The organism is Variovorax palleresanus (assembly GCF_051144945.1).
Classification (GTDB): Bacteria; Pseudomonadota; Gammaproteobacteria; order Burkholderiales; family Burkholderiaceae_C; genus Variovorax; species Variovorax paradoxus_S.
Genome location: NZ_JBJNVP010000002.1, coordinates 36,085 through 57,202, shown reverse-complemented (window position 1 = coordinate 57,202; position 21,118 = coordinate 36,085). Strand labels below are relative to the sequence as shown.

General features: G+C 67.7%; 20 protein-coding genes. 10 read left to right on the top strand and 10 right to left on the bottom strand.

What is annotated here, in order from left to right:
* The first annotated feature begins 5 nt into the window (after nucleotides 1-5).
* From ACJ7Z0_RS04020 to ACJ7Z0_RS04010, 3 genes are read left to right on the top strand one after another with little or no spacing between them, the layout of a single operon-like run.
* Nucleotides 6-236 (top strand): hypothetical protein, encoded by a 231-nt coding sequence (locus ACJ7Z0_RS04020; RefSeq protein WP_431131510.1) that lies wholly within the window; start codon nucleotides 6-8, stop codon nucleotides 234-236.
* Nucleotides 226-1,344 (top strand): tRNA adenosine(34) deaminase TadA, encoded by a 1,119-nt coding sequence (tadA, locus tag ACJ7Z0_RS04015; protein WP_434788811.1) that lies wholly within the window; start codon nucleotides 226-228, stop codon nucleotides 1,342-1,344. Before ACJ7Z0_RS04020 ends, tadA begins: the two co-directional genes overlap by 11 nt.
* Nucleotides 1,341-2,312 carry an LD-carboxypeptidase gene (locus tag ACJ7Z0_RS04010; protein WP_434788810.1) on the top strand — a complete coding sequence of 324 codons (972 nt, stop codon included), beginning with the start codon at nucleotides 1,341-1,343 and terminating at the stop codon, nucleotides 2,310-2,312. The genes tadA and ACJ7Z0_RS04010 overlap by 4 nt, the downstream gene beginning before the upstream one ends.
* A gap of 78 nt (nucleotides 2,313-2,390) precedes the next feature.
* Here the strand turns inward: ACJ7Z0_RS04010 and ACJ7Z0_RS04005 are convergent, their stop codons facing one another.
* A complete protein-coding gene (locus ACJ7Z0_RS04005; RefSeq protein ID WP_254787567.1) occupies nucleotides 2,391-2,663 on the bottom strand; it encodes a hypothetical protein in 273 nt (90 codons plus the stop codon).
* Between the two features lie 347 nt (nucleotides 2,664-3,010).
* On the opposite strand from ACJ7Z0_RS04005, the gene ACJ7Z0_RS04000 reads away from it, so the two are divergent.
* A complete protein-coding gene (locus ACJ7Z0_RS04000) occupies nucleotides 3,011-3,958 on the top strand; it encodes an adenylate/guanylate cyclase domain-containing protein (RefSeq protein ID WP_434788809.1) in 948 nt (315 codons plus the stop codon).
* A 13-nt stretch (nucleotides 3,959-3,971) separates the two neighbouring features.
* Here the strand turns inward: ACJ7Z0_RS04000 and ACJ7Z0_RS03995 are convergent, their stop codons facing one another.
* The 5 genes from ACJ7Z0_RS03995 to ACJ7Z0_RS03975 form a co-directional block, all read right to left on the bottom strand.
* Nucleotides 3,972-4,334: a response regulator gene (locus ACJ7Z0_RS03995; RefSeq protein WP_431131502.1), complete on the bottom strand. Its 363-nt coding sequence runs from the start codon at nucleotides 4,332-4,334 to the stop codon at nucleotides 3,972-3,974.
* Between the two features lie 76 nt (nucleotides 4,335-4,410).
* Nucleotides 4,411-5,631: a hybrid sensor histidine kinase/response regulator gene (locus tag ACJ7Z0_RS03990; protein WP_434788808.1), complete on the bottom strand. Its 1,221-nt coding sequence runs from the start codon at nucleotides 5,629-5,631 to the stop codon at nucleotides 4,411-4,413.
* Nucleotides 5,621-6,226 (bottom strand): chemotaxis protein CheB, encoded by a 606-nt coding sequence (locus tag ACJ7Z0_RS03985; RefSeq protein WP_434788807.1) that lies wholly within the window; start codon nucleotides 6,224-6,226, stop codon nucleotides 5,621-5,623. Before ACJ7Z0_RS03985 ends, ACJ7Z0_RS03990 begins: the two co-directional genes overlap by 11 nt.
* Entirely contained in the window at nucleotides 6,223-7,077 is an 855-nt protein-coding gene (locus ACJ7Z0_RS03980) for a CheR family methyltransferase (RefSeq protein ID WP_431131496.1), read from the bottom strand. The genes ACJ7Z0_RS03985 and ACJ7Z0_RS03980 overlap by 4 nt, the downstream gene beginning before the upstream one ends.
* A complete protein-coding gene (locus ACJ7Z0_RS03975) occupies nucleotides 7,074-10,586 on the bottom strand; it encodes a response regulator (RefSeq protein WP_434788806.1) in 3,513 nt (1,170 codons plus the stop codon). The genes ACJ7Z0_RS03980 and ACJ7Z0_RS03975 overlap by 4 nt, the downstream gene beginning before the upstream one ends.
* A gap of 136 nt (nucleotides 10,587-10,722) precedes the next feature.
* On the opposite strand from ACJ7Z0_RS03975, the gene ACJ7Z0_RS03970 reads away from it, so the two are divergent.
* Together ACJ7Z0_RS03970 and ACJ7Z0_RS03965 are read left to right on the top strand one after the other, a co-directional pair.
* Nucleotides 10,723-13,065 carry a helicase C-terminal domain-containing protein gene (locus tag ACJ7Z0_RS03970; protein WP_434788805.1) on the top strand — a complete coding sequence of 781 codons (2,343 nt, stop codon included), beginning with the start codon at nucleotides 10,723-10,725 and terminating at the stop codon, nucleotides 13,063-13,065.
* The gene (locus tag ACJ7Z0_RS03965; RefSeq protein ID WP_434788804.1) at nucleotides 13,052-13,660 is read left to right on the top strand and encodes an alpha-ketoglutarate-dependent dioxygenase AlkB; all 609 of its coding nucleotides are present in this window, start codon (nucleotides 13,052-13,054) and stop codon (nucleotides 13,658-13,660) included. The genes ACJ7Z0_RS03970 and ACJ7Z0_RS03965 overlap by 14 nt, the downstream gene beginning before the upstream one ends.
* Here the strand turns inward: ACJ7Z0_RS03965 and ACJ7Z0_RS03960 are convergent.
* On the bottom strand, nucleotides 13,624-14,322 hold the full coding sequence (locus ACJ7Z0_RS03960) for a UdgX family uracil-DNA binding protein (RefSeq protein WP_434788803.1): 699 nt from the start codon (nucleotides 14,320-14,322) through the stop codon (nucleotides 13,624-13,626). The two genes, ACJ7Z0_RS03965 and ACJ7Z0_RS03960, sit on opposite strands and share 37 nt — an antisense overlap.
* A gap of 41 nt (nucleotides 14,323-14,363) precedes the next feature.
* The gene (locus ACJ7Z0_RS03955; protein ID WP_431131486.1) at nucleotides 14,364-14,564 is read right to left on the bottom strand and encodes a hypothetical protein; all 201 of its coding nucleotides are present in this window, start codon (nucleotides 14,562-14,564) and stop codon (nucleotides 14,364-14,366) included.
* A gap of 432 nt (nucleotides 14,565-14,996) precedes the next feature.
* Here ACJ7Z0_RS03955 and bioA point away from each other — a divergent pair, with 432 nt between their 5' ends.
* From bioA to bioD, 3 genes are read left to right on the top strand one after another with little or no spacing between them, the layout of a single operon-like run.
* On the top strand, nucleotides 14,997-16,412 hold the full coding sequence (gene bioA, locus ACJ7Z0_RS03950) for an adenosylmethionine--8-amino-7-oxononanoate transaminase (protein ID WP_434788802.1): 1,416 nt from the start codon (nucleotides 14,997-14,999) through the stop codon (nucleotides 16,410-16,412).
* Nucleotides 16,396-17,625 carry an 8-amino-7-oxononanoate synthase gene (gene bioF / locus ACJ7Z0_RS03945; protein ID WP_434788801.1) on the top strand — a complete coding sequence of 410 codons (1,230 nt, stop codon included), beginning with the start codon at nucleotides 16,396-16,398 and terminating at the stop codon, nucleotides 17,623-17,625. The genes bioA and bioF overlap by 17 nt, the downstream gene beginning before the upstream one ends.
* Nucleotides 17,622-18,347, top strand: coding sequence for a dethiobiotin synthase (bioD, locus tag ACJ7Z0_RS03940; protein WP_434788800.1), 726 nt, complete (start codon nucleotides 17,622-17,624; stop codon nucleotides 18,345-18,347). The genes bioF and bioD overlap by 4 nt, the downstream gene beginning before the upstream one ends.
* Here the strand turns inward: bioD and ACJ7Z0_RS03935 are convergent.
* On the bottom strand, nucleotides 18,330-19,379 hold the full coding sequence (locus ACJ7Z0_RS03935; RefSeq protein WP_434788799.1) for an aldo/keto reductase: 1,050 nt from the start codon (nucleotides 19,377-19,379) through the stop codon (nucleotides 18,330-18,332). The two genes, bioD and ACJ7Z0_RS03935, sit on opposite strands and share 18 nt — an antisense overlap.
* Before the next feature lie 231 nt (nucleotides 19,380-19,610).
* On the opposite strand from ACJ7Z0_RS03935, the gene ACJ7Z0_RS03930 reads away from it, so the two are divergent.
* Nucleotides 19,611-20,603, top strand: coding sequence for an AraC family transcriptional regulator (locus tag ACJ7Z0_RS03930; RefSeq protein WP_434788798.1), 993 nt, complete (start codon nucleotides 19,611-19,613; stop codon nucleotides 20,601-20,603).
* Between the two features lie 22 nt (nucleotides 20,604-20,625).
* Here the strand turns inward: ACJ7Z0_RS03930 and ACJ7Z0_RS03925 are convergent, their stop codons facing one another.
* Nucleotides 20,626-21,069 (bottom strand): universal stress protein, encoded by a 444-nt coding sequence (locus tag ACJ7Z0_RS03925; protein ID WP_434788797.1) that lies wholly within the window; start codon nucleotides 21,067-21,069, stop codon nucleotides 20,626-20,628.
* Between the last annotated feature and the right edge of the window lie 49 nt (nucleotides 21,070-21,118).

Genomic DNA, 21,118 nt, shown 5'->3' with positions numbered 1-21,118 from the left:
TGCGCATGTTCGGATTGCTCGGCCTGGTGCTGGCGCTCGTGATCGTGGGGATGGTCGCGAAGAAGCAGCTGACCTCCGCCGCGGCCCCCGTATTGCCGCCGGTCCCCGGTGCCGCCGCGCCCGCGCCAGGCGAGGCGCCTGCCGACGCGCGCACGCAGGCCCAGCAGGTGCAAAAGCAGGTCAAGGACGCGCTCGACGCCGCGGCGCAGGCGCGCAAGATGCCGGATGACAACTGAGCCGAAGACGCCTTCCGAGACCACCGGCGACGCGCGCTGGATGGCGCTGGCGCTCGCCGAGGCAGGGCGGGCGGCCGAGGCCGGCGAGGTGCCGGTGGGTGCGGTGCTGGTCAAGGATGGCCAGGTCATCGCAACAGGCCGCAACTCGCCCGTCGCGCAGCATGACCCGAGTGCCCACGCCGAAATCAACGCGCTGCGCGCCGGTGCCGCGGCGCTCGGCAACTACCGCCTCGACGGCTGCGAGCTGTTCGTCACGCTCGAGCCCTGCGCCATGTGCGCGGGCGCCATGCTGCATTCGCGCCTGGCGCGCGTGGTGTTCGGCGCGGCCGACCCCAAGACCGGCGCGGCCGGTTCGGTGCTCGATCTTTTTGCCGAACCCCGGCTGAACCACCGCACGCAAGTGCAGGGCGGCGTGCTGGCGGCGGAGTGCAGCGCGGTGCTGCAGCAATTTTTCCAGCAGCGCCGCGAGACGGCGCGCGAGCAGGCCGAGCCCTTGCGCGACGACGCGCTGCGCACGCCGGCCGAACGCTTCGGCGCGCTTGGCGACTACGCCTTCGAACCGCACTACGTCCAGGACCTGCCCGCCCTGAACGGCTGGCGACTGCACTATGTCGACGAAGGTGCCCCCCGCGACGGGCAGACGGCCTGCTGCGTCTGCCTGCACGGCCCCGGCGAATGGGGCTACTTTTTCCGCCATCTCGCCGGTATGCCCGGACTCCGCACGCTGGTGCCCGACCTGATCGGCTTCGGCAAGAGCGACAAGCCCAAGCGCGAAGCGGCGCATCGGCTCGAATGGCACTGCCAGGTCTTGATCGAATGGCTCGACCGCATCGCACCGGCGCCCGTGGTGCTGGTGCACAGCACCGCGGCCACCGGGCTCGCCGCGCTGCTGCAGGGCGCAAGGCCGGGCCATTTCGCGGCCATGCTCCTGGCTCCCGAAGGCGGCGAACAGGTTGGCGACGCCTGGCGGGCGCCGTTCCCGGACCGCGGCTACCAGGCCGCGCTGCGCGCGCTCGGCCCCTTGGCGTCGTCCTCGGGGCCGAGCGCCGCGCAGGCGGCGTTGCTTGCCGGGCAGGTGCGCAGCGCAATGGGATACTCGGCGCCGTGACCAAGAAACACATCTACATCTATTCCCCCGCCAGCGCGATTCGCGACAAAGCCGCCTTCCGCCGCGGCGTCGCAAGACTCAAGACCCTGGGCTATGAAGTCGAAATCGACGAAGCGGCGCTTGCCGTATACCAGCGCTTTGCGGGCGACGACGCGACGCGGCTCGCCGCCATTGGCCGCGCCGCGGCCAGCGGTGCCGACATTGCCCTGATCGCGCGCGGCGGCTACGGGCTCACGCGCATCCTGGACGCCATTCCCTACAAGGCCGTGGCCAAGGCCATCCAGCACGGAACCGAATTCGTCGGGGTCAGCGACTTCACCGCCTTGCAGAGCGCGCTGCTCGCCAAGACCGGGGCCGTGACCTGGGCCGGCCCAGCGGTCGGCGAAGACTTCGGCGCCGAAGGCGGCGCGGACGACATCATGGAAGCCTGTTTCGACGACCTCGTGAGCGGGCAGGGCGAAGGCACCGGCTGGCGCATGCCGGTGCGCGATGCCGGGCTCAAGGTCAAGCCCGTGCACGACGCCACCCTGTGGGGAGGCAACCTTTGCGTGCTCACCAGCCTGCTGGGAACGCCTTACTTCCCGGCAGTCGACAAGGGCGTGCTCTTCATCGAGGACACCAACGAGCATCCATACCGCATCGAACGCATGCTCGAGCAACTGCGCATGGCCGGCGTGCTGGGACGGCAGCGCGCCATCGTGTTCGGCCAGTTCACCGGCATGCGCAAGGTGCCGGGCTACGACCGCGGCTTCGGATTCGATTCGGTGGTCGACCGGCTGCGCGCCGCGCTCAAGGTGCCGGTCCTCACCGGCCTGCCGTTCGGCCACGTCCAGACCAAGGTGCTGCTCCCCGTGGGCGCCAAGGTCGAACTGGCTGCCGAAGGCCGCGATGTCTTCATGGTGTGGGGCCATCGGCATGCCCATGAGCACGATCATGCTCACGACCATGGCCACGCGCACGCCCATTGAGCAGGCGGACTGCGGGCACCAGGAAAAGAACGGGTAATGCAAAAGTGGCAGCCGAAAGCTGCCGCGGCCCCGGTGGGCTCAGTGCGTGATGCGCTGGTGGGCTCGCGGCCCCATCGAACGGGGCAGGCCGCCCTTGAACATGCTGTTGATGGCTTTCATCTGGCGACGGGCCGCGGCCTCGCCGTCGATGGCGCTCAGCGCCACCATCACGTCCTGGCGCAAATACCAGAGTGCCTCGACGTCGGTTGCAAACCGCACGCGCTGGGCGATGCGCTGGACCGAATGGCCCCCATGCGCCTGCAGCACCGACAGCATGGCTGTGCGGATGCGGCCAAGTTGATGTTCTCCCACGCGGCCAGACCCCAGGCCGGGAATTCCCAAAAGGCGGAGAAAGCGACGAAGGGACGACATGAGCACCAAAAGCGTATTGCCGGAAACCAGAACGGTTGCTACCTTAAGCCTCAGTTCGGCAATTCACAAGATCTGGAACACTGTTTCTTGTTTGTAAACAACACACTTTACGCTTCACTTCGGGCGGATGTGGTTAACCGAATACAAAAGTGATAGGAAATAACCATTTGCTGGCGTGTGGCCGCCATGGCGCAAGGGGTTCGCGGGAGAACCCGTTGCGCCTTTCATTCCGTGGCTTCTAATACCTAACCACGAGCCGCTACGCCACCATCGAGTTCCTTCAAAGCATGGGTGTCAATTCCACAATTGTTTTCGCAGACCTGACCGGGAGTTCCAGGGTTTTTGAAGCCATGGGAAATGCCCGGGCCACGGAAACGGTGACGCGCCTTACCCAGTGGATCGGAAGCATCTGCCAGGCCCACGGCGGCAGGGTCGTGAAGTCGCTGGGTGACGGGATATTCGCAATCTTTTCGAATGCCGCCGCGGCCACGCATGCGGTGATCGAACTGCAGCGCTACCACCAGAAGCGCCTCATGGCATGGCCGGTGCCGCTGCGCATGGCGCTGCAGATCGGCGTTGCAAGCGGCGAAGTTCTCGAGGTCGAGGGCGACTGCTTCGGCGATGCGGTCAACCTTGCGTCGCGCCTGAGCGACCTGGCCGGGCCTGGCCAGATCTGGGCGACCGACGCCGTCATCGCGCAGTTGAGCGAGGCGGTGGTGCGGCATCGCGACCTGGGCCTCATCACCATCCGCGGGCGCAGCGAAATGTCGGCCGTCCACCGTATCGACTGGCAGGAGGAGCTGACGTCGTTCCTGACGGTGCCGGCCGCGCTGACGCCGCCTCGGCTGCCCGATTCGTCCTTCGGGCAGATCGAGCTGGCATGGCTCGACGTGCGTTCCATGTTCCGTACGGAAGAGCTCCCGATCCATCTGGGTCGGGTGAACGACGCGCAGTTCGTGGTCAACGATCCGCGTGTTTCGCGGCTGCATGCGCGCATCGAACTGCGGCAGGGCAGCTGCGTCCTGACCGATCTCAGCACCTACGGCACCTGGGTCCGGTTTCATGGCAACGGCGGCCCCAGCAATGAAATCGCGCTGCGGCGCGAGGAATGCGTCCTTCATGGCAGCGGCGAGATCGGCCTGGGCGCGCCGCTGAGCGATTTCACCGCGCCGACCATCGCCTTCAATACCGCCGGTGCCGAGGTACTGCTCTCGCGCCGCGAGATCGCGCGCTAGGCGCCGCCGGTGCTCACTGCGGCGCTGAAGAAAGGATCGCGGTCAGTTCGGCGATGTCGATCGGCTTCTGCAGATGGTGGTCGAACAGCTCGCGCGCGCCCGCGCCGGCAGCGTCTTCCACCGAGAATCCCGAGATGGCGACAAGCAGCTTCGGGCTGCCTTCCCCCGTGGCCGAGCGCAACCGCCGCGCCACCTCGGTGCCCGGAAAGTCGGGCAGCGTGAGATCGATGAGCGCCGCATCGAAGTGCTCCGCCGCAGCAGCATCCAGGGCCTGTTGCGCCGTGTAGGCGCAGCGGGCGGTGTGGTCCTGCAGTGTCAAAAGCTCCTGCAGCAGGTCTGCCGCGGCTACGTTGTCGTCGACGATCAGCACATTCACTGGGGCACGCCTTGATCAGGAGAGAAGGAACCTTCGAGTATCCCGGTCCGTCGCCCCATATGCAGTAGGAGGGCGCCTACGCCCGCGCCTGTGTTGCAGTCTTTGCCTCCGCCTGAAGCGGCAGCTCGACCCGGAACAGCGCACCCTGGCCCGGCGTGCTTTGCACCTCGATGCGCCCGTGGTGCAAGCCCACGATCTTGCGCGTGATAAAGAGCCCGAGGCCCAGGCCGGAGGCGTGCTTGCGGCTGTCGTCGGTGCGTTCGAACTGCTCGAAGATGCGTTCCTGGTCTTCGGGCGCAATGCCGATGCCCTGGTCGCGCACGGTGATGTGCGCGATGCCGCCGGCCTCGCTCACCATCATCTCCACCGGCTTGCCGCGGCCGTAGCGCAGCGCATTGGTCAGCAGGTTGGTCAACACCTGTTCGATGCGGAACTCGTCCCACACGCCCCGCAGTTCGCCCGGCGCCTCGAGCGCAATCATGGAGCCCGCGGCCTCGGCCTGCTGCCGCAGCCCTTCGACCACAGTCCGCGCCAGAGCGGCAAGGTCGACCGGCTGTGGCTGGATCGAGAGCGCATCCCGCCGCATGCGCGTGACGTCGAGCATGTCGTCGATCAGCCGCACCATGTTGCGGATCTGCCGCTGGTCGCGCTCGATCATCGCGGGCAGGCGCTCCGGCGCGAAGGGCTCCAGCTTGCCCTTCGACAGGTGCATTTGCCGCAGCTGCGTTTCGAGATAGAGGGTATTGAGCGGCGTGCGCAGCTCGTGCGAAACCATGGACATGAAATCGTCGCGCATGCGCACAGCGTGTTCGAGCTTGCGCTGCGTTTGCCGCAGCTGCTCCACCAGTTCTTCCTGCTTGTAGTGGGCGGCCGCGAGTTTTTCCATCTCCTGGCCAAGCGCCTTGCGGTGGCGGTGCAGGTCGACGAACACGGTGACCTTGCTCGTGACCGCATGCGGGTCGAGCGGCTTGTGCAGGAAGTCGACCGCACCGCTCTCATAGCCCCGGAAGGCATAGTTGAGCTCGCGGCCCGCCGCGCTCACGAAGATGATCGGGATGTGCCGCGTGCGCTCGGTGCCGCGCATCAACTCGGCCAGCTCGAAGCCGTTCATGCCGGGCATCTGCACGTCGAGAATGGCGAGCGCGAATTCGTGGTCGAGCAGCAGCGCCAGGGCCTCTTCGGCCGAGGTCGCACGGTACACCGTGCGACCCGGCCCGCGAATCAGCGCCTCGAGCGCAAGAAGGTTCTCGGGCAGGTCATCGACGATCAGCAGCTTGCTTTCGACGTCAATGGACATGGGCGGACTCCAGTTGCAAGAGCAGGGCGCGAAGCTCGCGCAAGGGAAGCACGTGATCGGGGGAATGGAGGGCAATGGCCGCTTCGGGCATGGTGGAAATCTGGGCTTCGTTGGGGTCCTGGACGGCGGTGGTGCCACCGGCCAGATGAATGCGCTGCAGGCCTTCAGCGCCGTCGTCGTTCGCGCCGGTCAGCAGAAAGCCGGCCAATGCCGGCCCGTAGGCGTCGGCTGCGGAGGCCATCAATACGTCGATCGAAGGCCGCGAAAAGCGTACCGGCGGCTCGCAGCTGAGCGAAAAGCGCCGGTTGCGCTCGATCGACAGATGGTAGCCGGGTGGCGCGAAATACATGTGGCCGGGCGCGAGCGGCATCTTGTCCGTGGCCTCGTGCACCGGAACCCGCATGCGCTCGGCGAAGATCTCGGCCAGGTGGCTCTCATGCCCTTCAGGCAGGTGCAGGACCACCACCAGCGGAAGACTCCATGGCAGGGGAAGGTCGTGCAGCAACCGCAAGAGCGCCTCGATGCCGCCGGCGGAGGCGCCGAGCACCACGGCCTCGATGCGCCTGGGCGGAGATTGCATGGCGTTCGGTTTCATGTGGCCTTGCGGTAGATGCGCTCCGGCTTCGCATGCGCATCGAAACGTTCCGAATAGCTGGAGAAATCGATGCTCTCCTTGGCGCCCAGGCCCAGAAAGCCGCGATGGCACAGCGACTCGTGAAACAGGCCCAGCGCGCGGTCCTGCAGCTCGCGGTTGAAATAGATGAGCACGTTGCGGCACGAAACGAATTGCGTCTCGGCAAACACGCTGTCGGTGGCCAGGCTGTGGTCGGCAAAGATGACGCCAGCGCACAGCGAGGGGTCGAAACGCGCGGCCTCGTAGGCGGCCGTGTAGTAGTCGGAGAATGAACTACGCCCGCCGGCGCGCTGGTAGTTGGCCGTGTAGCCCCGGATCGACTCGATGGGAAAGATGCCCTGGCGCGCCTTCTCGAGCGAAGCGGGATTGATGTCGGTCGCGTAGATCTGCGTGCGCGAAAGCAGTCCTTCTTCGCGCAGCAGAATCGCGAGCGAAAACACCTCTTCGCCGGTGCTGCAGCCCGCCACCCACACCTTCACCGAGGGGTAGGTGTGCAGGATGGGCACCACGTGCTGGCGCAGCGCCAGAAAGTAGGCGGGATCGCGAAACATCTCGCTCACCGGAATCGTCAGGTATTGCAGCAGCCGGCCGAAGAGCCCCGGGTCGCGCAGCACTTTTTCCTGCAGCGCCGAAATGCTGGGGAGCCCGAGCTGCGCCAGCGCGTGCAGCACGCGGCGCTTCTGCGAGGCAACGGTGTAGTCGCGGAAGTCGTAGCTGTACTTGAGGTAGATCGCCTCCATCAGCAGCCGCAGCTCGATCTCCGTGTTGCTCAGCGGAGAGGGCAGGGGCGAGGGCGCGGCGGTGCGGTTCACAGCCTCTCCATTTTGGGCATCCACACGCGCAGAAGCGAGAACAGGCGCTCCAAATCCACGGGCTTGGCCAGGTAGTCGCTGGCACCCGCGGCCAGGCATTGCTCGCGGTCGTCCTTCATGGCCTTGGCGGTTACGGCGATCACGGGCAGCTTCTCGAAGCGCCGGTCGGCGCGCAGCCGGCGCGTGGCCTCCAGGCCGTCCATCTCCGGCATCATGACGTCCATCAAAACCAGATCGATCTCGGGCACCTGCGCGAGCTTTTCGAGCGCCTCGCGGCCGTTGCGGCCGATCTCGACCACCGCGCCGCGCTGCTCCAGCGCGCTCGTCAGCGCAAAGATGTTGCGCACGTCGTCGTCCACCAGAAGGATGGTGCGGCCCTCGAAGATGCGGTCGCGTCCGCGCGCGGCCTTGAGCATGCCCTGGCGCTCGCTGGAGAGCTCGGCCTCCACCTTGTGCAGGAACAGCGTCACCTCGTCGAGCAGGCGCTCCGGCGAGCGCGCGCCCTTGATGATGATCGAGCGCGAGTAGCGCTGCAGCTCGGCTTCCTCCTCCCGCGTGAGGTTGCGCCCGGTGTAGACGATGACGGGCGGGAACGAAACGATTTCTTCGGCCGCCATGCGCTTGAGCAGTTCGCCGCCCTGCATGTCGGGCAGGTGCAGGTCGGTGATCATGCAGTCGAACACGCGCTTGCGCAGCACGGCGAGCGCTTCTTCGCCCGAGCCCACGGCGATGATCTCGATGTCCTCGTCGCCGATGAGCCGGATCACGCTTTCGCGCTGCACGGCGTCGTCCTCGACCAGCAGCACGGTCTTGACCTTCTGCGTGAGCTTTTCCTCGAGCCGGGCAAACACCTGCGTCAGCTCGGCGCGGGTGGCCGGCTTCTGCGCATAGCCGATGGCGCCCATGTGCAGCGCGGCGGCTTGCGCGTCGTCGGCCGCCGACACCACGTGGATCGGGATATGGCGCGTCTCGGGCGAATCCTTCAGGCGCTGCAGCAGGTCCAGGCCGGTGCTGTCGGGCAGGCGCATGTCCAGCAGGATGGCGTCGGGCAGGAGCTGCTGCGCCAGATCGAAGCCGTCGGCCGCGCCGTGCGCCACCAGGCAGCGGTAGCCGAGTTCGTGCGCCAGGTCGTAGAGGATGTGCGCGAACTGCGGCTCGTCCTCGATCACCAGCACCCGGCGCACCTGGTCGCGCGGCAGTGCACGGTCGTCGGAAAACTGGGGTGGCGGTATCACCACCGGCGGCGCCGGCGCCGCTGGAACGGCACGCGAAGCGGGAGATGGGGAGGAGGGCCCGCGCGCCGAAGCAGCCTTGGCGGCAGCCGCGGCAGCTGCGGCAGTCGCGGCGGGCGTTTGCCGGGACGCCTGCGGTGCCACCGCCGGCAGCTGCAAGGTGAAGGTGCTGCCCTGGCCGGGCTGGCTCTGCAGCGCCAGCGTCCCGCCCAGCAGGCGGGTCAGATCGCGCGAGATCGACAGGCCCAGGCCGGTGCCGCCATACCGGCGGCTGGTGGTGCCATCCGCCTGGCGGAAGGCTTCGAAGATCAGCTCTTGCTGCTCGGGCGCAATGCCGATGCCCGAGTCGGAGACCGCAAACACAGCGCCACCGTCGGGTGCGGCGGAAACCACCAGCGCCACCTCGCCGCTGTCGGTGAACTTGAGTGCATTGGACAGCAGGTTCTTCAGGATCTGCTCGACCCGGTGGCGGTCGGTCACCAGCGACGCCGGCACATCCGGATGCATCGTCAGCTTGAAGTCCAGGCGCTTCTCGGCGGCCAGCGGGCTGAAGGTGCGCTCCAGGCTCTGGGCGAGCTTGCCGGGCGCCACGTCTTCGATCACCACTTCGAGCTTGCCCGCCTCGACCTTCGAGATGTCGAGGATGTCGTTGATCAGCGTCAGCAGGTCGTTGCCCGACGAGTAGATCGACTCCGCGAACTTCACCTGCTCGGCGCTCAGGTTGCCCTGCGGGTTGTCGCCGAGCAGCTTGGCCAGGATGAGCGCGCTGTTGAGCGGGGTGCGCAGCTCGTGCGACATGTTGGCGAGAAATTCCGACTTGTAGCGGCTGGCGCGCTGCAGTTCGTCGGCGCGGTCTTCGAGGTCGCGCTGCACGCGGCGCAGGGCGGCGTTGCGCTGGTCCAGCGCTTCGGTGCGCTCGGAGAGCTGGCTGTTGGTCTGCTCCAGCTCGGCTTGCTGGTTCTCCAGCATGGCTTGCGAGGCGCGCAGCGCGCGCGACTGTTCCTCGAGTTCCTCGTTGGCGGTGCGCAGCTCTTCCTGCTGCACCTGCAACTCTTCGTTGAGCTGCTGCGTTTCCGCTAGCGCGTCCTGCAGCTGTTCGCGGTAGCGTGCCGCCGCAAGGGAAGCCCCGATGTCGTCGGCCACCAGGTCGAGCAGTTCAACGGTCCGCCCGTCGGGCGCGCCGGGAAGGCCGAGTTCGACCACGCCGTTCACGATGCCGTCGCTGGCCACCGGCACCAGCAGCACGGCCGAGGGCGCCATCTCGCCCAGGCCTGAATTGACCTTCAGGTAGTCGGCTTGAATGGGTTCGATCAGCATGCGGCGCTTCTCGGCCGCGGCCTGGCCGACCAGGCTCTGGGTGGGCGAGAAGACCTGCGGCGTTGCCTCGGCCTCCATCGAGAAGCCGTAGCTCGCGGCGCGGCGCAGCGTGCCATGCCGCTCGCGCACGTACAGCGCGCCCACCGCGCTGCCCAGGCGCCGCGAAAAGAACGCGAGCACCTTGCGGCCCAGGTCGTTCGCGCTGAGCTCGCCCACCAGCTCGCCCACCATCTCGGTTTGCGCGCTGCGCAGCCAGGCTTGCTGCGCCAGCCGCGCGGCGTGCGCGGCCTGCTCCCGCAGCACCGCGTCGTAGCTGTCCGAAAGCCGCATGAGCTGCCGCCGGCCGAAGTAGGCCACCATGCCGGTGAACGCCAGCGTGAAAAGCAGGAACACGCCCACCACCAGCCAGCTGGTGCGGTTGGCCTCCTCGTTGCGCTGGAAGCGCAGGCCTTGCTGGGTGTCCATGAAGGCCGTGAACTCGGCGCGCATGTCGTCGCTCAGCCGCTTGCCCCGGCCCTGCCGCACCAGCGCCTGGTAGTCGCCGCCGTCGCGGCGCGCGGTGATCATCTCGCGCGCGAATTCATTCCATTCCGTTTGCAGCGCCGCGATGCGTCCGATCCGCTCGCCTTGCTGCCTGTTGTCCGAAACCTGTCCCTGGAGTGCCTCGATGTCGCCCTTGATCCTTGGCAATGCGCTCTGGTAGGGCTCCAGAAAACTTTCCTCGCCGGTGATGAGGAAGCCGCGCAGGCCGGTTTCCATGTCGATGGTGCGGCGCTGCAGTTCGCTCGCGTTGCGCACCACGCGGTCGGTTTGCTCGACGCGGCTGATGGCCGACAGCAGGAACACGATCAACCCCACGAACACCAGCGCGCCGATCAGCCCGCCCAGCAGAGGCCACTTCAGGTTGCGGCTCAGCAGACGTTCGAAATCATCGGGGTCGATCGCAGTGGGGGTTTTCATTCACAGAGGATTTGTAAGCAAAACTTTTGAAGTTTTGCCGAAAGCCGAGGACCTTCGTGTCGGAGAAGGCCCCGACAACGATTCTGCGGCACAGGCCGGAGCGGGTCGCTATACTGTTGTTTCATACAGCATTGCAGTGACCACGGATCTTTCCACAACGCCGCAGGCAGAGTCGCCCGATGCCCGCACAGTGTCCGTCAAGGCGCTGTGCGCCTTCGGCGCGAAGGCGGGCGACCTCGACCTGCGCTTCGTGCCCGCGCCCAGCGCGCTCGAGGGCATGGCCGGCCACGCGCTGGTGCAGGGACGGCGCGGCGAGGCCTACCAGAGCGAAGTGGCCCTCGTCTCCCATTGCGGCCCGCTCAAAGTACGCGGCCGGGCCGACGGGCACGACCCGCGCGAGCCGCGCGTCGAAGAAATCAAGACCTTTCGCGGCGACTTCGATGCCATCCGCGGCAACCACCGTGCGCTGCACTGGGCCCAGGCCCGCACCTACGGCTGGATGCTGTGCGAGATGCACGGCTACGCGCACATCACTGTCGCGCTGGTGTACCTCGACCTAGGCTCCGGCGAGGAAACCGTGCTGGAAGAGCAGCACACCCGGGCTGCGCTGCAGGCGCACTTTGAACTCTTGTGCGCACGCTACAGCGTCTGGGCGCAGAGCGAAGCCGCACACCATGCCGTGCTCGACGATGCGCTGGGCCGTCTGGATTTTCCGCATGGCAAATTCCGCGCCGGCCAGCGCGAACTGGCCGAGGCCGTGTACCGCGCCGCGGTCAACGGACGCTGCCTGATGACGCAGGCGCCCACCGGCATCGGCAAGACGCTGGCCACCATCTTTCCGCTGCTGAAGGCGCGCGCCGCGCGGAAGATCGACAAGATTTTCTTTCTCACCGCCAAGACCTCGGGCCGGGCGGTGGCGCTCGACGCCTTGCGCGTGCTGGGGGAAGGGTGCGCGCAGGTGCGCGTGCTCGAGCTCACCGCGCGCGAGAAGGTTTGCGAATACCCCGACCGGGCCTGCAACGGCGACTCGTGTCCGCTGGCCAAGGGCTTCTACGACCGCCTGCCCGCCGCACGCGAAGAGGCCGCACGAGCCGCCCGGCTCGACCGGCAGGCGCTGCGGCAAATTGCGCTCGCGCACACGGTGTGCCCGTATTTCCTCGCGCAGGAAATGGCGCACTGGTCCGACGTGATCGTGGGCGACTACAACTACTACTTCGACGGCAGCGCCTTTCTCTACGCCACCATGAAGGACGATGGCTGGCGCGCGGCGGTGCTGGTCGACGAGGCGCACAACCTGCTGGAACGCGCCCGCGGCATGTACACCGCCCAGCTCGACGGCCTGGCACTCGAAGAAGCCCACCGCGTGGCGCCCGCATCGGTGCGCGGCGCACTGGGCCGGCTGTACCGCGAATGGGACACGGTGCAGCAATCGCAAACCGAGGCCTACGACACCGCCGACGAGATACCCGAACGCTTCGCGCGCACCCTGCAGGCGGCCAACACGGCCATGGGCGAGTACTTTGCGGCCACGCCGGACGCGGCGCAGGGGCCGCTGCAGCGCTTCTTCTTCGACGCGCTGCAGTTTGCCCGGCTGGCCGATTCCTTCGACGACCATTCGGTATTCGAGCGCACGCTGGGCCCTGCCGACGGCCCGCAGCAGCGCAGCCTCGCCATCCGCAACCTCGTGCCCGCGCCGTTTCTGGAACCACGCTTTGCCGAGGCTGCATCGGTCACCTGCTTTTCGGGCACCTTGTCGCCCTTCGGGTTCTATCGCGATGCGCTCGGCCTCCCGCCGGAAACGATGCTGCTCGACGTGGCCTCGCCATTCCAGGGCCGGCAATTGCGCGTCGAGGTGGCCATGAACGTATCGACCCGGTTCCGCGACCGTGCGGGATCGCTTCGCAGCGTGGCCGAGATCATCGGCGCCCAGTTCGAGCGCCTGCCGGGCAACTACCTCGCGTTCTTCAGCAGCTTCGATTACCTGGAGAAAGCCTGCGCGGCCTTCCTGGCCAGGCACCCCGGCGTGCCGGTGTGGACGCAGACGCGCGGCATGGCCGAAGCCGAGCGCCACGAATTTCTGGCGCGCTTCGAAGAGGGCGGCCGCGGCATCGGCTTTGCCGTGCTCGGCGGCGCATTCGGCGAGGGCATCGACCTGCCCGGCAGCCGCCTGATCGGCGCCTTCGTCGCGAGCCTGGGCCTGCCGCAGCACAACGCGCTGAACGAGATCACGCGCGAGCGCATGCAGGCGCGATTCGGCAAGGGCTACGAATACACCTATCTTTATCCGGGCCTGCAAAAGGTGGTGCAGGCGGCCGGCCGCGTGATCCGCACCGAGCAGGACCAGGGCGTGCTGCACCTGCTGGACGACCGCTTTGCGCGCGCCGAGATCCGCGAGTTGCTGCCGCCGTGGTGGGAGCTGCGCCTGGGCGGCCCCATGCGCGCGCCCAAGCAAGGAGAAGACGTCGATGCGGTCCGCTAGCTACGTCCGGTTTGCCGACGAGCCCGACCTGTTCGGCGAGGCGCCCACGGCCGCCATCGAAGGGCTGCGGTACGAGCGCGAATTTCTCTCGCGCACCGAGGAACACGAACTGCTGCGCATCGTCCAGGGCTTTCAGCTCCGCGAAATGCGCTACAAGGAATACACCGCGCGCCGCCGCGGCATCAGCTTTGGCGGCAGCTACGACTTCGACAACCACCGGCTGCGGCCCGGCGCGCCACTGCCCGAGGCGCTTCATCCGCTGCGCGAACGGGTGGCCGCGTGGATGGACATGGCGCCCGAAGATTTCACGCACGTGCTGTTGTCCGAATACAGGCCCGGCACGCCGCTCGGCTGGCACCGCGACGTGCCCGACTTCGAAGACATCGTCGGTGTTTCGCTGCGCAGCAGCGCCGTGATGCAGCTGCGGCCGTACCCGCCGGCCAGCGCCAGCGCACCTGCCAGTCTTCAATTGCTGATCGAGCCGCGTTCCATCTACATGCTGCGCGGCGAAGCGCGGTGGGCATGGCAGCACAGCATCGCGCCCACAGAGGCGTTGCGCTACTCCATCACCATGCGCACCCGCCGGCGCGCGTGACCTGCGGCGGAACGCGGTGCACGCTGCTTTGCCGCGGGCTGTTTACCCCCAGCCTTCTTCATCAGGCTCGACGCCACGGACAGGTCCTTGAGCCAGGCCTCCCAGGCGGCCTCCCGTTGCGCCGGGTCGCCGCGCAGCAGGGCGGAGGGATGCAGCGTGACCAGCACGCGGCGGCCGGTCGCCGCATCTTCGATCCACTGGCCGCGCTCCTTCATCACCGCGACAGGCCGGCCGAGCAGGGAGCGGGCGGCCGTGGCGCCCAGCGCGATGCAGGCGCGCGGCTGCACGAGTTCCATCTCGCTTTCAAGCCAGTGGTGGCAGGCTTCGGCCTCGCGCTGGCCCGGTGTCTTGTGGATGCGGCGCTTGCCGCGCAGTTCGTATTTGAAGTGCTTCACCGCATTGGTCACGTAGAGCTTCTCGCGTGACCAGCCGAGCTCGGCCACGGCGCGGTCGAACAGCTTGCCCGCGGGGCCGACGAAAGGGCGGCCCACCAGGTCTTCCTTGTCGCCCGGCTGCTCGCCCACCACCATCAGCACCGCGTCGACCGGTCCCTCGCCAAACACCGACTGCGTGGCACGCGCGCCCAGCGGGCACTCCCGGCAGGCGTCGGTGGCCACGCTCAAGGCGTTCAGCGCGGCTGTGGCTTCGTTGCGATGTGACACGGTGTCGCAACGGTGTGCCGGGCGTTCAGGCGCCTCCGGGCTCAGTGATTGGAGGCACCTTTGGCACCACCGCGCCGGGCTTGGTTCTGGTTGCTGCTGCCGAGATGGTCATCGCGGTCGTGACGGCTCTCGGTGGTCCGGCGTGGCTCGTTGCGGGGGGTCGGGCTTTGGTTGCCGGCCTTGTTGTGCTGGGGAGGCAACGAACCGCGCTCGTCGGGCGTGTTGGGGTTCGTCTTGGACATAAGTGCTCCTTCGAAGGAATGGATGGACATTCATTTGTCGGCGCAGTGCGGCGCCGCGGGTGTGGGAATAGACCCACGGCACGCGTCGTCCTGGCCTCGCGCCGTGCAAGGCTCGGACGTCGCGTGAGGCCAAAGATTCGCCAATATTCGAGATCTGCCATCCGCGTGTCCGATAACAAGAATTGCCACCCCTTGGCGTGTGAGAACTCGATATTCCGCCGCTATCTTTATCGTCTGCAAGACAACTTGCATGCCCCTCATCAACCCGCCCTCGCGCGCGAAACCGTCCAGTTGCGCGGGGTTGATCTGAACGTTCTGCCTACGCCGGCCAACGTCGTTCAAGTACGGTGCTTTTCACGCGTGAGCCAGCGGTTTGCCGTGCCGGATTTGCGCCGATACGATCCCGCGCCTTGCCCCCAAAAGAATGCGCGAATGCCGCCAACGATTGCTTCTCCCTCGACATCCGCACCGTCGAAAAACGCCAGCTGGCAGCAGCGCAGCCGGCGCCATGTCTGGCATCCGTGCACGCAGAGCATCCGGCTCGAAGCGGTGCCTCCGCTGCCCATCGCGCGGGGCGAGGGCGTCTGGCTGTTCGACCACGACGGTCGCCGCTATCTGGACGCGACCAGTTCGTGGTGGGTCAATCTCTTCGGCCACGCGCATCCGGCCATCAATGCGGCGCTGAAGGACCAGATCGACACGCTCTCGCATGTGATGCTCGCCGGCTGCACGCATGCGCCGGCCGTCGAGCTGGCCGAGCGGCTCGCCGCGTTGACCGGCCATGCGCTGGGTCATTGCTTCTATGCCTCCGATGGCGCCTCGGCGGTGGAGATTGCATTGAAGATGAGCTTTCATGCGTGGCGCAATGCGGGCCGCAGCGGCAAGCAAAGCTTTGTCGCCGTGCGGCGCGGCTACCACGGCGAAACGCTGGGCGCGCTGCATGTGACCGACGTGCCGGTGTTCCGCGACGCCTATGCGCCACTGCTCGCGAATGCCCACCTCGTTGCCTCGCCCGACGCACGGGCCGCACGGCCGGGCGAGCACGCAGCCGCCGTGGCGCAGCGCGCCGCCGCCGAACTCGAAGCGCTGCTGGCCGAGCGGCACGCCTCCATCGCTGCCGTGATCATCGAGCCGCTGGTGCAATGCGCCACCGGCATGGCGATGCACGACCCGGAATACCTGCGCCTCGTGCGCGCGCTGTGCGATCGCTACGAGGTGCACCTCATCGCCGATGAGATCGCGGTGGGCTGCGGGCGCACCGGCACTTTCTTCGCGTGCGAGCAGGCCGGCATCTGGTCCGACTTTCTTTGCCTCTCCAAGGGCATCAGCGGCGGCTACCTGCCGCTTGCGCTGGTGATGACGCGCGATGCGATCTACGACGGATTCGTCGACGACGACGTGGCGCGCAGCTTCCTGCATTCCCATTCCTACACCGGCAACGCGCTGGCCTGCCGCGCGGCGCTCGCGACGCTCGACCTGTTCGAGCGCGAAGACGCGCTGCGGCGGAACCTCGCGCGTGCCGAGCGGTTGATCGGCCGGCTGCGCGAAGGGCTCCACCAGGGCATGCCCGTCGATCACCTGCGCCAGTGCGGAATGATCACGGCCTTCGACGTGCGCGAGCCCGGTGTGCGATTTGCTGAGCGCTTTCACATGGCCGCACGCGCCAACGGGCTGCTGATGCGCCCGATCGGTGCGACGGTCTACCTCATGCCGCCCTATGCGATCGGCGACGACGAGATCGACCTGCTGGTCGATGGCACGCTCGCCACGCTGCAAGCGGTGGCCGCCCCCATCCACGCAGACCACGAAGACCACGCAGAAGGAGGCCGCGATGCCGCGCTTGCTTGAACGCCTGCAGGACGAGATCACGGCGCTCGACGCGAAGTCGCTGCGCCGCCGCCGGCAGATCGCCGAAACGGCCTGTGCACCCGAGCAGTCCCTGACGCTGGCCGGCGCGCCCGCGCCGCGCACCATGCTCGGCTTCAGCAGCAACGACTATCTCGGCCTGGCCGCGCATCCGGCGCTGGCCGCCGCAATGGCCGAAGGCGCGGCGCGCTATGGCACGGGCAGCGGCGGGTCGCACCTGATCCTCGGCCACTCGCGCGCGCACGCCGAGCTCGAGGAGCGCCTGGCCGACTGGATGGCGCCGCACATCCCGGAGGCGCGGAGCCTGTTCTTCTGCACCGGCTACATGGCCAACCTCGCGGTGCTGTCGGCGCTGGGCGGCGCCGAGGCGGTGATCTTTTCCGAGTCGCTCAACCATGCGTCGCTGATCGACGGTGCGCGGCTGGCCAAGGCGCGGGTCGAGCGCTATCCGCACTGCGACGTGGCCGCGCTCGATGCGCAGCTCGGCGCCTGCGACGCGCCGGTCAAGCTGATCGTGAGCGATGCGGTCTTCAGCATGGACGGCAACATCGCGCCGGTGGCCGAACTGCTTGCGCTGGCGGAGCGGCATGACGCCTGGCTCGTGCTGGACGACGCGCACGGCTTCGGCGTGCTGGGCGCCACGGGCCGGGGCGTGCTGCAGGCCATGGGCCTCTGCTCAGAGCGGCTGGTGCTCATCGGCACGCTCGGCAAGGCGGCCGGGGTGTCGGGCGCCTTCGTGGCGGCGCACCGCACCGTCATCGACTACCTGGTGCAGCGGGCGCGGCCCTACATCTTCACCACCGCCGCGCCGCCGGCCATCGCGCACGCGCTGCTTGCGAGCCTCACGCTGATCGAAGGCGAGGAGGGCAAGCTGCGGCGCGCCCGTCTGAAGGCGCGCATCGGGCAACTGCGCCGGGGCCTCGAGGCGATCCTGCCGCGGGACGGCAGCGCGTGGCTGCCGGATTCGCCCACCGCGATCCAGCCGCTGATCGTCGGTGACAACGCGCGCGCGATGCAGGCGATGGCTGAGCTCGATGCCCGCGGCCTGCGCGTCGGTGCGATCCGCCCGCCGACCGTGCCCGCCGGCACCGCGCGGCTGCGGATCACGCTGTCGGCCAGCCACAGCGAGGCCGACGTGGCGCGGCTGCTGGACGCCTTGGGCGAGGCGTTCGAAGCGCCCAGGAAGTACGCATGACGCACCGCCGCTGGTTCGTCACGGGCACCGACACGGGTGTGGGCAAGACGCTGGCCAGCAGCGCGATGCTGAGCCTGTTGGCCGCCTCGGGCCTGCGGTCGGTCGGCATGAAGCCCGTGGCCGCGGGCCTGGAGCAAGTCAACGGTGTGTGGTGCAACGAAGACGTCGAGCAGTTGCGCGCGGCCGGCAATGTCGATGCGCCACTTTCCCTGCGCTGCCCGTACCTGCTGCGCGCGCCGATGTCGCCGCACCTGGCGGCGCGGGAGGAGGGCGTGCGCATCGAGTTGCCGCCGCTGCTGTCGGCCTTCGCGGCGTTGTCGGAGCAGGCCGATGCGGTGGTCGTCGAAGGCGTGGGCGGGTTCTGCGTGCCGTTCGGCGACGACATCGACAGCGCCGACCTGGCCGTGGCGCTGGGCCTGCCGGTGATCCTGGTGGTCGGACTGCGGCTCGGCTGCCTGAACCACGCGCTGCTCACGGCGGAAGCCATCCGGGCGCGCGGCCTCGTGCTGGCGGGGTGGATCGCGAGCGTCATCGAGCCGCGGATGCGGGCACCCGAGGCCAACCTCCAGACGCTGCGCGGCCGGCTCGGTGCGCCCTTGCTCGGCGTGGTGCCGCACCTTGCCGAGCCCTCTGCGGCAACTGCGGCGCGGCACCTCGATCTGCGCGCATTGCGCGCCACCGCGGCCCACGCCGCGCGCCGCCGGTCAGCCGCGCTGGCCTGATTCGGCGAGGCGCTTGGCCCGCGCGCCGCCCTGGCGTTCGAGCATCCAGCCCGGGTACTCGGACGGTAGCGCGCTCACCTTGTCGAGTGCGGCCAGCGCGTCGGCATCGAGCCGGATGGCCGTGGCGGCGATGTTGTCGTCCAGCTGCTCGACGCGCTTGGCGCCGACGATCACGCTGGTCACCACCTGCTGGTGCAGCAGCCATGCGAGCGCGATCTGCGCCACCGAGACCTTGCGCGCCTCGGCCAGCTGGCGCATCACGTCGATGCAGTCGTAGGCGCGCTCGACGTTCACGGGCGGAAAGTCGAAGGTGGTGCGGCGGCTGCCTTTCTCGGCTTCAGAGTTCCGTCCATATTTGCCGCTCAGGAGGCCGCCCGCCAACGGGCTCCAGACCATCAGCCCGACGTTCTCGCTCTGCAGCATGGGCGCCAGTTCGCGTTCCAGGTCACGGCCCGCGATGGTGTAGTAGGCCTGCAGCGATTCGAAGCGCGCGAGCCCTTGCCGCTCGGCGATGCCCAACGCCTTCATGATCTGCCAGGCGGCCCAGTTCGAAACGCCCACATAGCGCACATGGCCCTGCCGCACCAGGTTGTCCAGCGCGCGCACGGTTTCCTCGATGGGCGTCACCGGGTCGAAGCCGTGGATCTGATACAGGTCGATGTGGTCCAGCTGCAGGCGCTTCAGGCTGGCCTTCACGCCGTCCATGATGTGATAGCGCGAGGCGCCGGCCGAATTGGGGCTCTTGCCGGTTTCGCCCAGCACCTTGGTGGCGATCACCACGTTCTCGCGCGGCACCTTGAGGTTCTTCAGCGCCTGGCCGGTGATGGTTTCCGAAAGGCCTTCGGAGTACACGTCGGCGGTGTCGATGAAGTTGATGCCGGCGTCCAGCGCGCGGCCCACCAGGCTTTCCGCCTCGGACTGCTGGAGGTTGCCGATGTGTCCCCAGATGCCGCTCGCGCCGCCGAAGGTCATGGTGCCGAGGCAGAGCTCGGAAACGAACAGGCCGGTGCGGCCGAATTTGCGGTATTGCATCGCGCATTCCTTTGCTGGGTGATGGAGATTCGGAGATTCCCCGGAGGGCCTGGCAAAAGTATCCGGCCGGCGGTGGCAGGGCGGCCAGCGCGTTCCTGCAAAGTCTTTGCCTATTTCTCCAGACCTCCACTGGTGCCCGTGCAGATTGGCAGATGCGGCGCTAAGCTTTGAACCACCCGATCCTCCACGCTGCCCCGGCGCCGTGAATCACCCTGTGACAAGGTCCTGAACATGTCCGACGAAACACCCGAAATCGCTGCCGCCCTTGCCCAGCCGATGCCGCTGGACCCGCAACTCGACGAAGCCAGGAAGGAACTGGTGGCGCTGATCAACCGCATCACGCGCGGCCAGGACGGCACCGTGGAAACGCCGGTAGCCGGCCTGCAGGTGTTCTGCATCAGCAAGCCCGACGGCCCCAAGCATGCCTTCGCAACCCCGGCGCTCGGGCTGATCGCGCAGGGCTCCAAGCGGATCATCGTGGGCGACGACATCTATGTGTACGACCCGATGCACTACCTGGTGACCTCGGTCGACTTGCCGGTGTGCGGCCAGGTGCGCCTGACGAGCGACAACGAACCCTACCTCGGCGTGCGGCTGGAGCTTGCGATCGAGGACATCGGCGAACTCATCGGCGACGAGAAGCTGCCCGCGAAGGCCAACGCGCCCGCATCGCGCGGCATGTACGTCAACCGCATCGCCATGCCGGTGCTGGAGCCGGTGCTGCGGCTCTTGCGGCTGGCCGAGACGCCGGAAGACGTGCCGATCATGGCGCCGCTCATCAAGCGCGAGATCATGTACCGCCTGCTGGTGAACGGGGAGGGCGCGCGGCTGCGCCAGATCGCGCTGCAGGACAGCCACACCCAGCGCGTGGCCAAGGCCATCAGCGCGCTGCGCGTCAACTATGCGCAGTCGCTGCGCATCGAGGACATGGCGCGCGCGGTGCACATGAGCGTGTCGTCCTTCCACCATCACTTCAAGGCCGTGACCGCCATGAGCCCGCTGCAATACCAGAAGCAACTCCGGCTGCAGGAGGCGCGCCGGCAGATGCTGATGGCGGGCGTGGACGTGGCGAGCGCGGCGCACAGCGTGGGCTACGAAAGCCCGTCGCAGTTCGCCCGCGAATACAGCCGCATGTTCGGCGCGCCGCCGCTGCGCGACAAGCGGCGCTGGCTCAGCGAAGCCCAGAACGACGCGCTCGGCGCCGCGTCGGTGCAGGCCGCCTGACGCGAGAAGAGCCCGCTGCGGACTAACGCAGCACGAGCACAGGCAGCGTGGAGTGCGTCAGCACGTGCTGCGTCTCGCTGCCCAGCAGCAGCCGCTTGATGCCCTTGCGGCCGTGAGAGGCCATCACGATCAGGTCGCACTTGTGCTTCTTTGCCGTGGCGACGATCGACTCGGCCACCAGATCCGAGTTGGCGATGGCCGTCTTCAGCTGCACGCCGCTCGCGGCCGCGCGCGTCTCCACCGCATCCAGCATGCCCTGCGCCTTGTCGGCCCACTGCTTTTCCACCCGCGCAATGTCCTCGGGCGAGAAGGACATGGCGCCGTCGAAGTAGCTCTTCGGGTAGCGCGGTACCACGGTGAGCGCCACCAGGTCGGCCTCGTTCCGGGCCGCGATGGCGATGGCGCTGGTGACGGCTTTCTTCGAGAGCGTGGAGCCGTCGGTGGCCACGAGAATGCGCTTGAACATGGTCTTCTCTCATTGGAGGAAATGTGCCCCCAGCTTAGGCAGCCGGCCA

Bases quoted from the DNA above. Each gene is read 5' to 3' on its own strand.
- ACJ7Z0_RS03975 (WP_434788806.1), bottom strand. From the start codon at position 10,586: ATGAAAACCCCCACTGCGATCGACCCCGATGATTTCGAACGTCTGCTG.
- ACJ7Z0_RS04000 (WP_434788809.1), top strand. From the start codon at position 3,011: ATGGGTGTCAATTCCACAATTGTTTTCGCAGACCTGACCGGGAGTTCC.
- tadA (WP_434788811.1), top strand. From the start codon at position 226: ATGACAACTGAGCCGAAGACGCCTTCCGAGACCACCGGCGACGCGCGC.
- ACJ7Z0_RS03990 (WP_434788808.1), bottom strand. From the start codon at position 5,631: ATGTCCATTGACGTCGAAAGCAAGCTGCTGATCGTCGATGACCTGCCC.
- ACJ7Z0_RS03935 (WP_434788799.1), bottom strand. From the start codon at position 19,379: ATGCAATACCGCAAATTCGGCCGCACCGGCCTGTTCGTTTCCGAGCTC.
- ACJ7Z0_RS03955 (WP_431131486.1), bottom strand. From the start codon at position 14,564: ATGTCCAAGACGAACCCCAACACGCCCGACGAGCGCGGTTCGTTGCCT.
- bioF (WP_434788801.1), top strand. From the start codon at position 16,396: ATGCCGCGCTTGCTTGAACGCCTGCAGGACGAGATCACGGCGCTCGAC.
- bioA (WP_434788802.1), top strand. From the start codon at position 14,997: ATGCCGCCAACGATTGCTTCTCCCTCGACATCCGCACCGTCGAAAAAC.
- bioD (WP_434788800.1), top strand. From the start codon at position 17,622: ATGACGCACCGCCGCTGGTTCGTCACGGGCACCGACACGGGTGTGGGC.
- ACJ7Z0_RS03965 (WP_434788804.1), top strand. From the start codon at position 13,052: ATGCGGTCCGCTAGCTACGTCCGGTTTGCCGACGAGCCCGACCTGTTC.
- ACJ7Z0_RS04020 (WP_431131510.1), top strand. From the start codon at position 6: ATGTTCGGATTGCTCGGCCTGGTGCTGGCGCTCGTGATCGTGGGGATG.
- ACJ7Z0_RS03925 (WP_434788797.1), bottom strand. From the start codon at position 21,069: ATGTTCAAGCGCATTCTCGTGGCCACCGACGGCTCCACGCTCTCGAAG.
- ACJ7Z0_RS03930 (WP_434788798.1), top strand. From the start codon at position 19,611: ATGTCCGACGAAACACCCGAAATCGCTGCCGCCCTTGCCCAGCCGATG.
- ACJ7Z0_RS03985 (WP_434788807.1), bottom strand. From the start codon at position 6,226: ATGAAACCGAACGCCATGCAATCTCCGCCCAGGCGCATCGAGGCCGTG.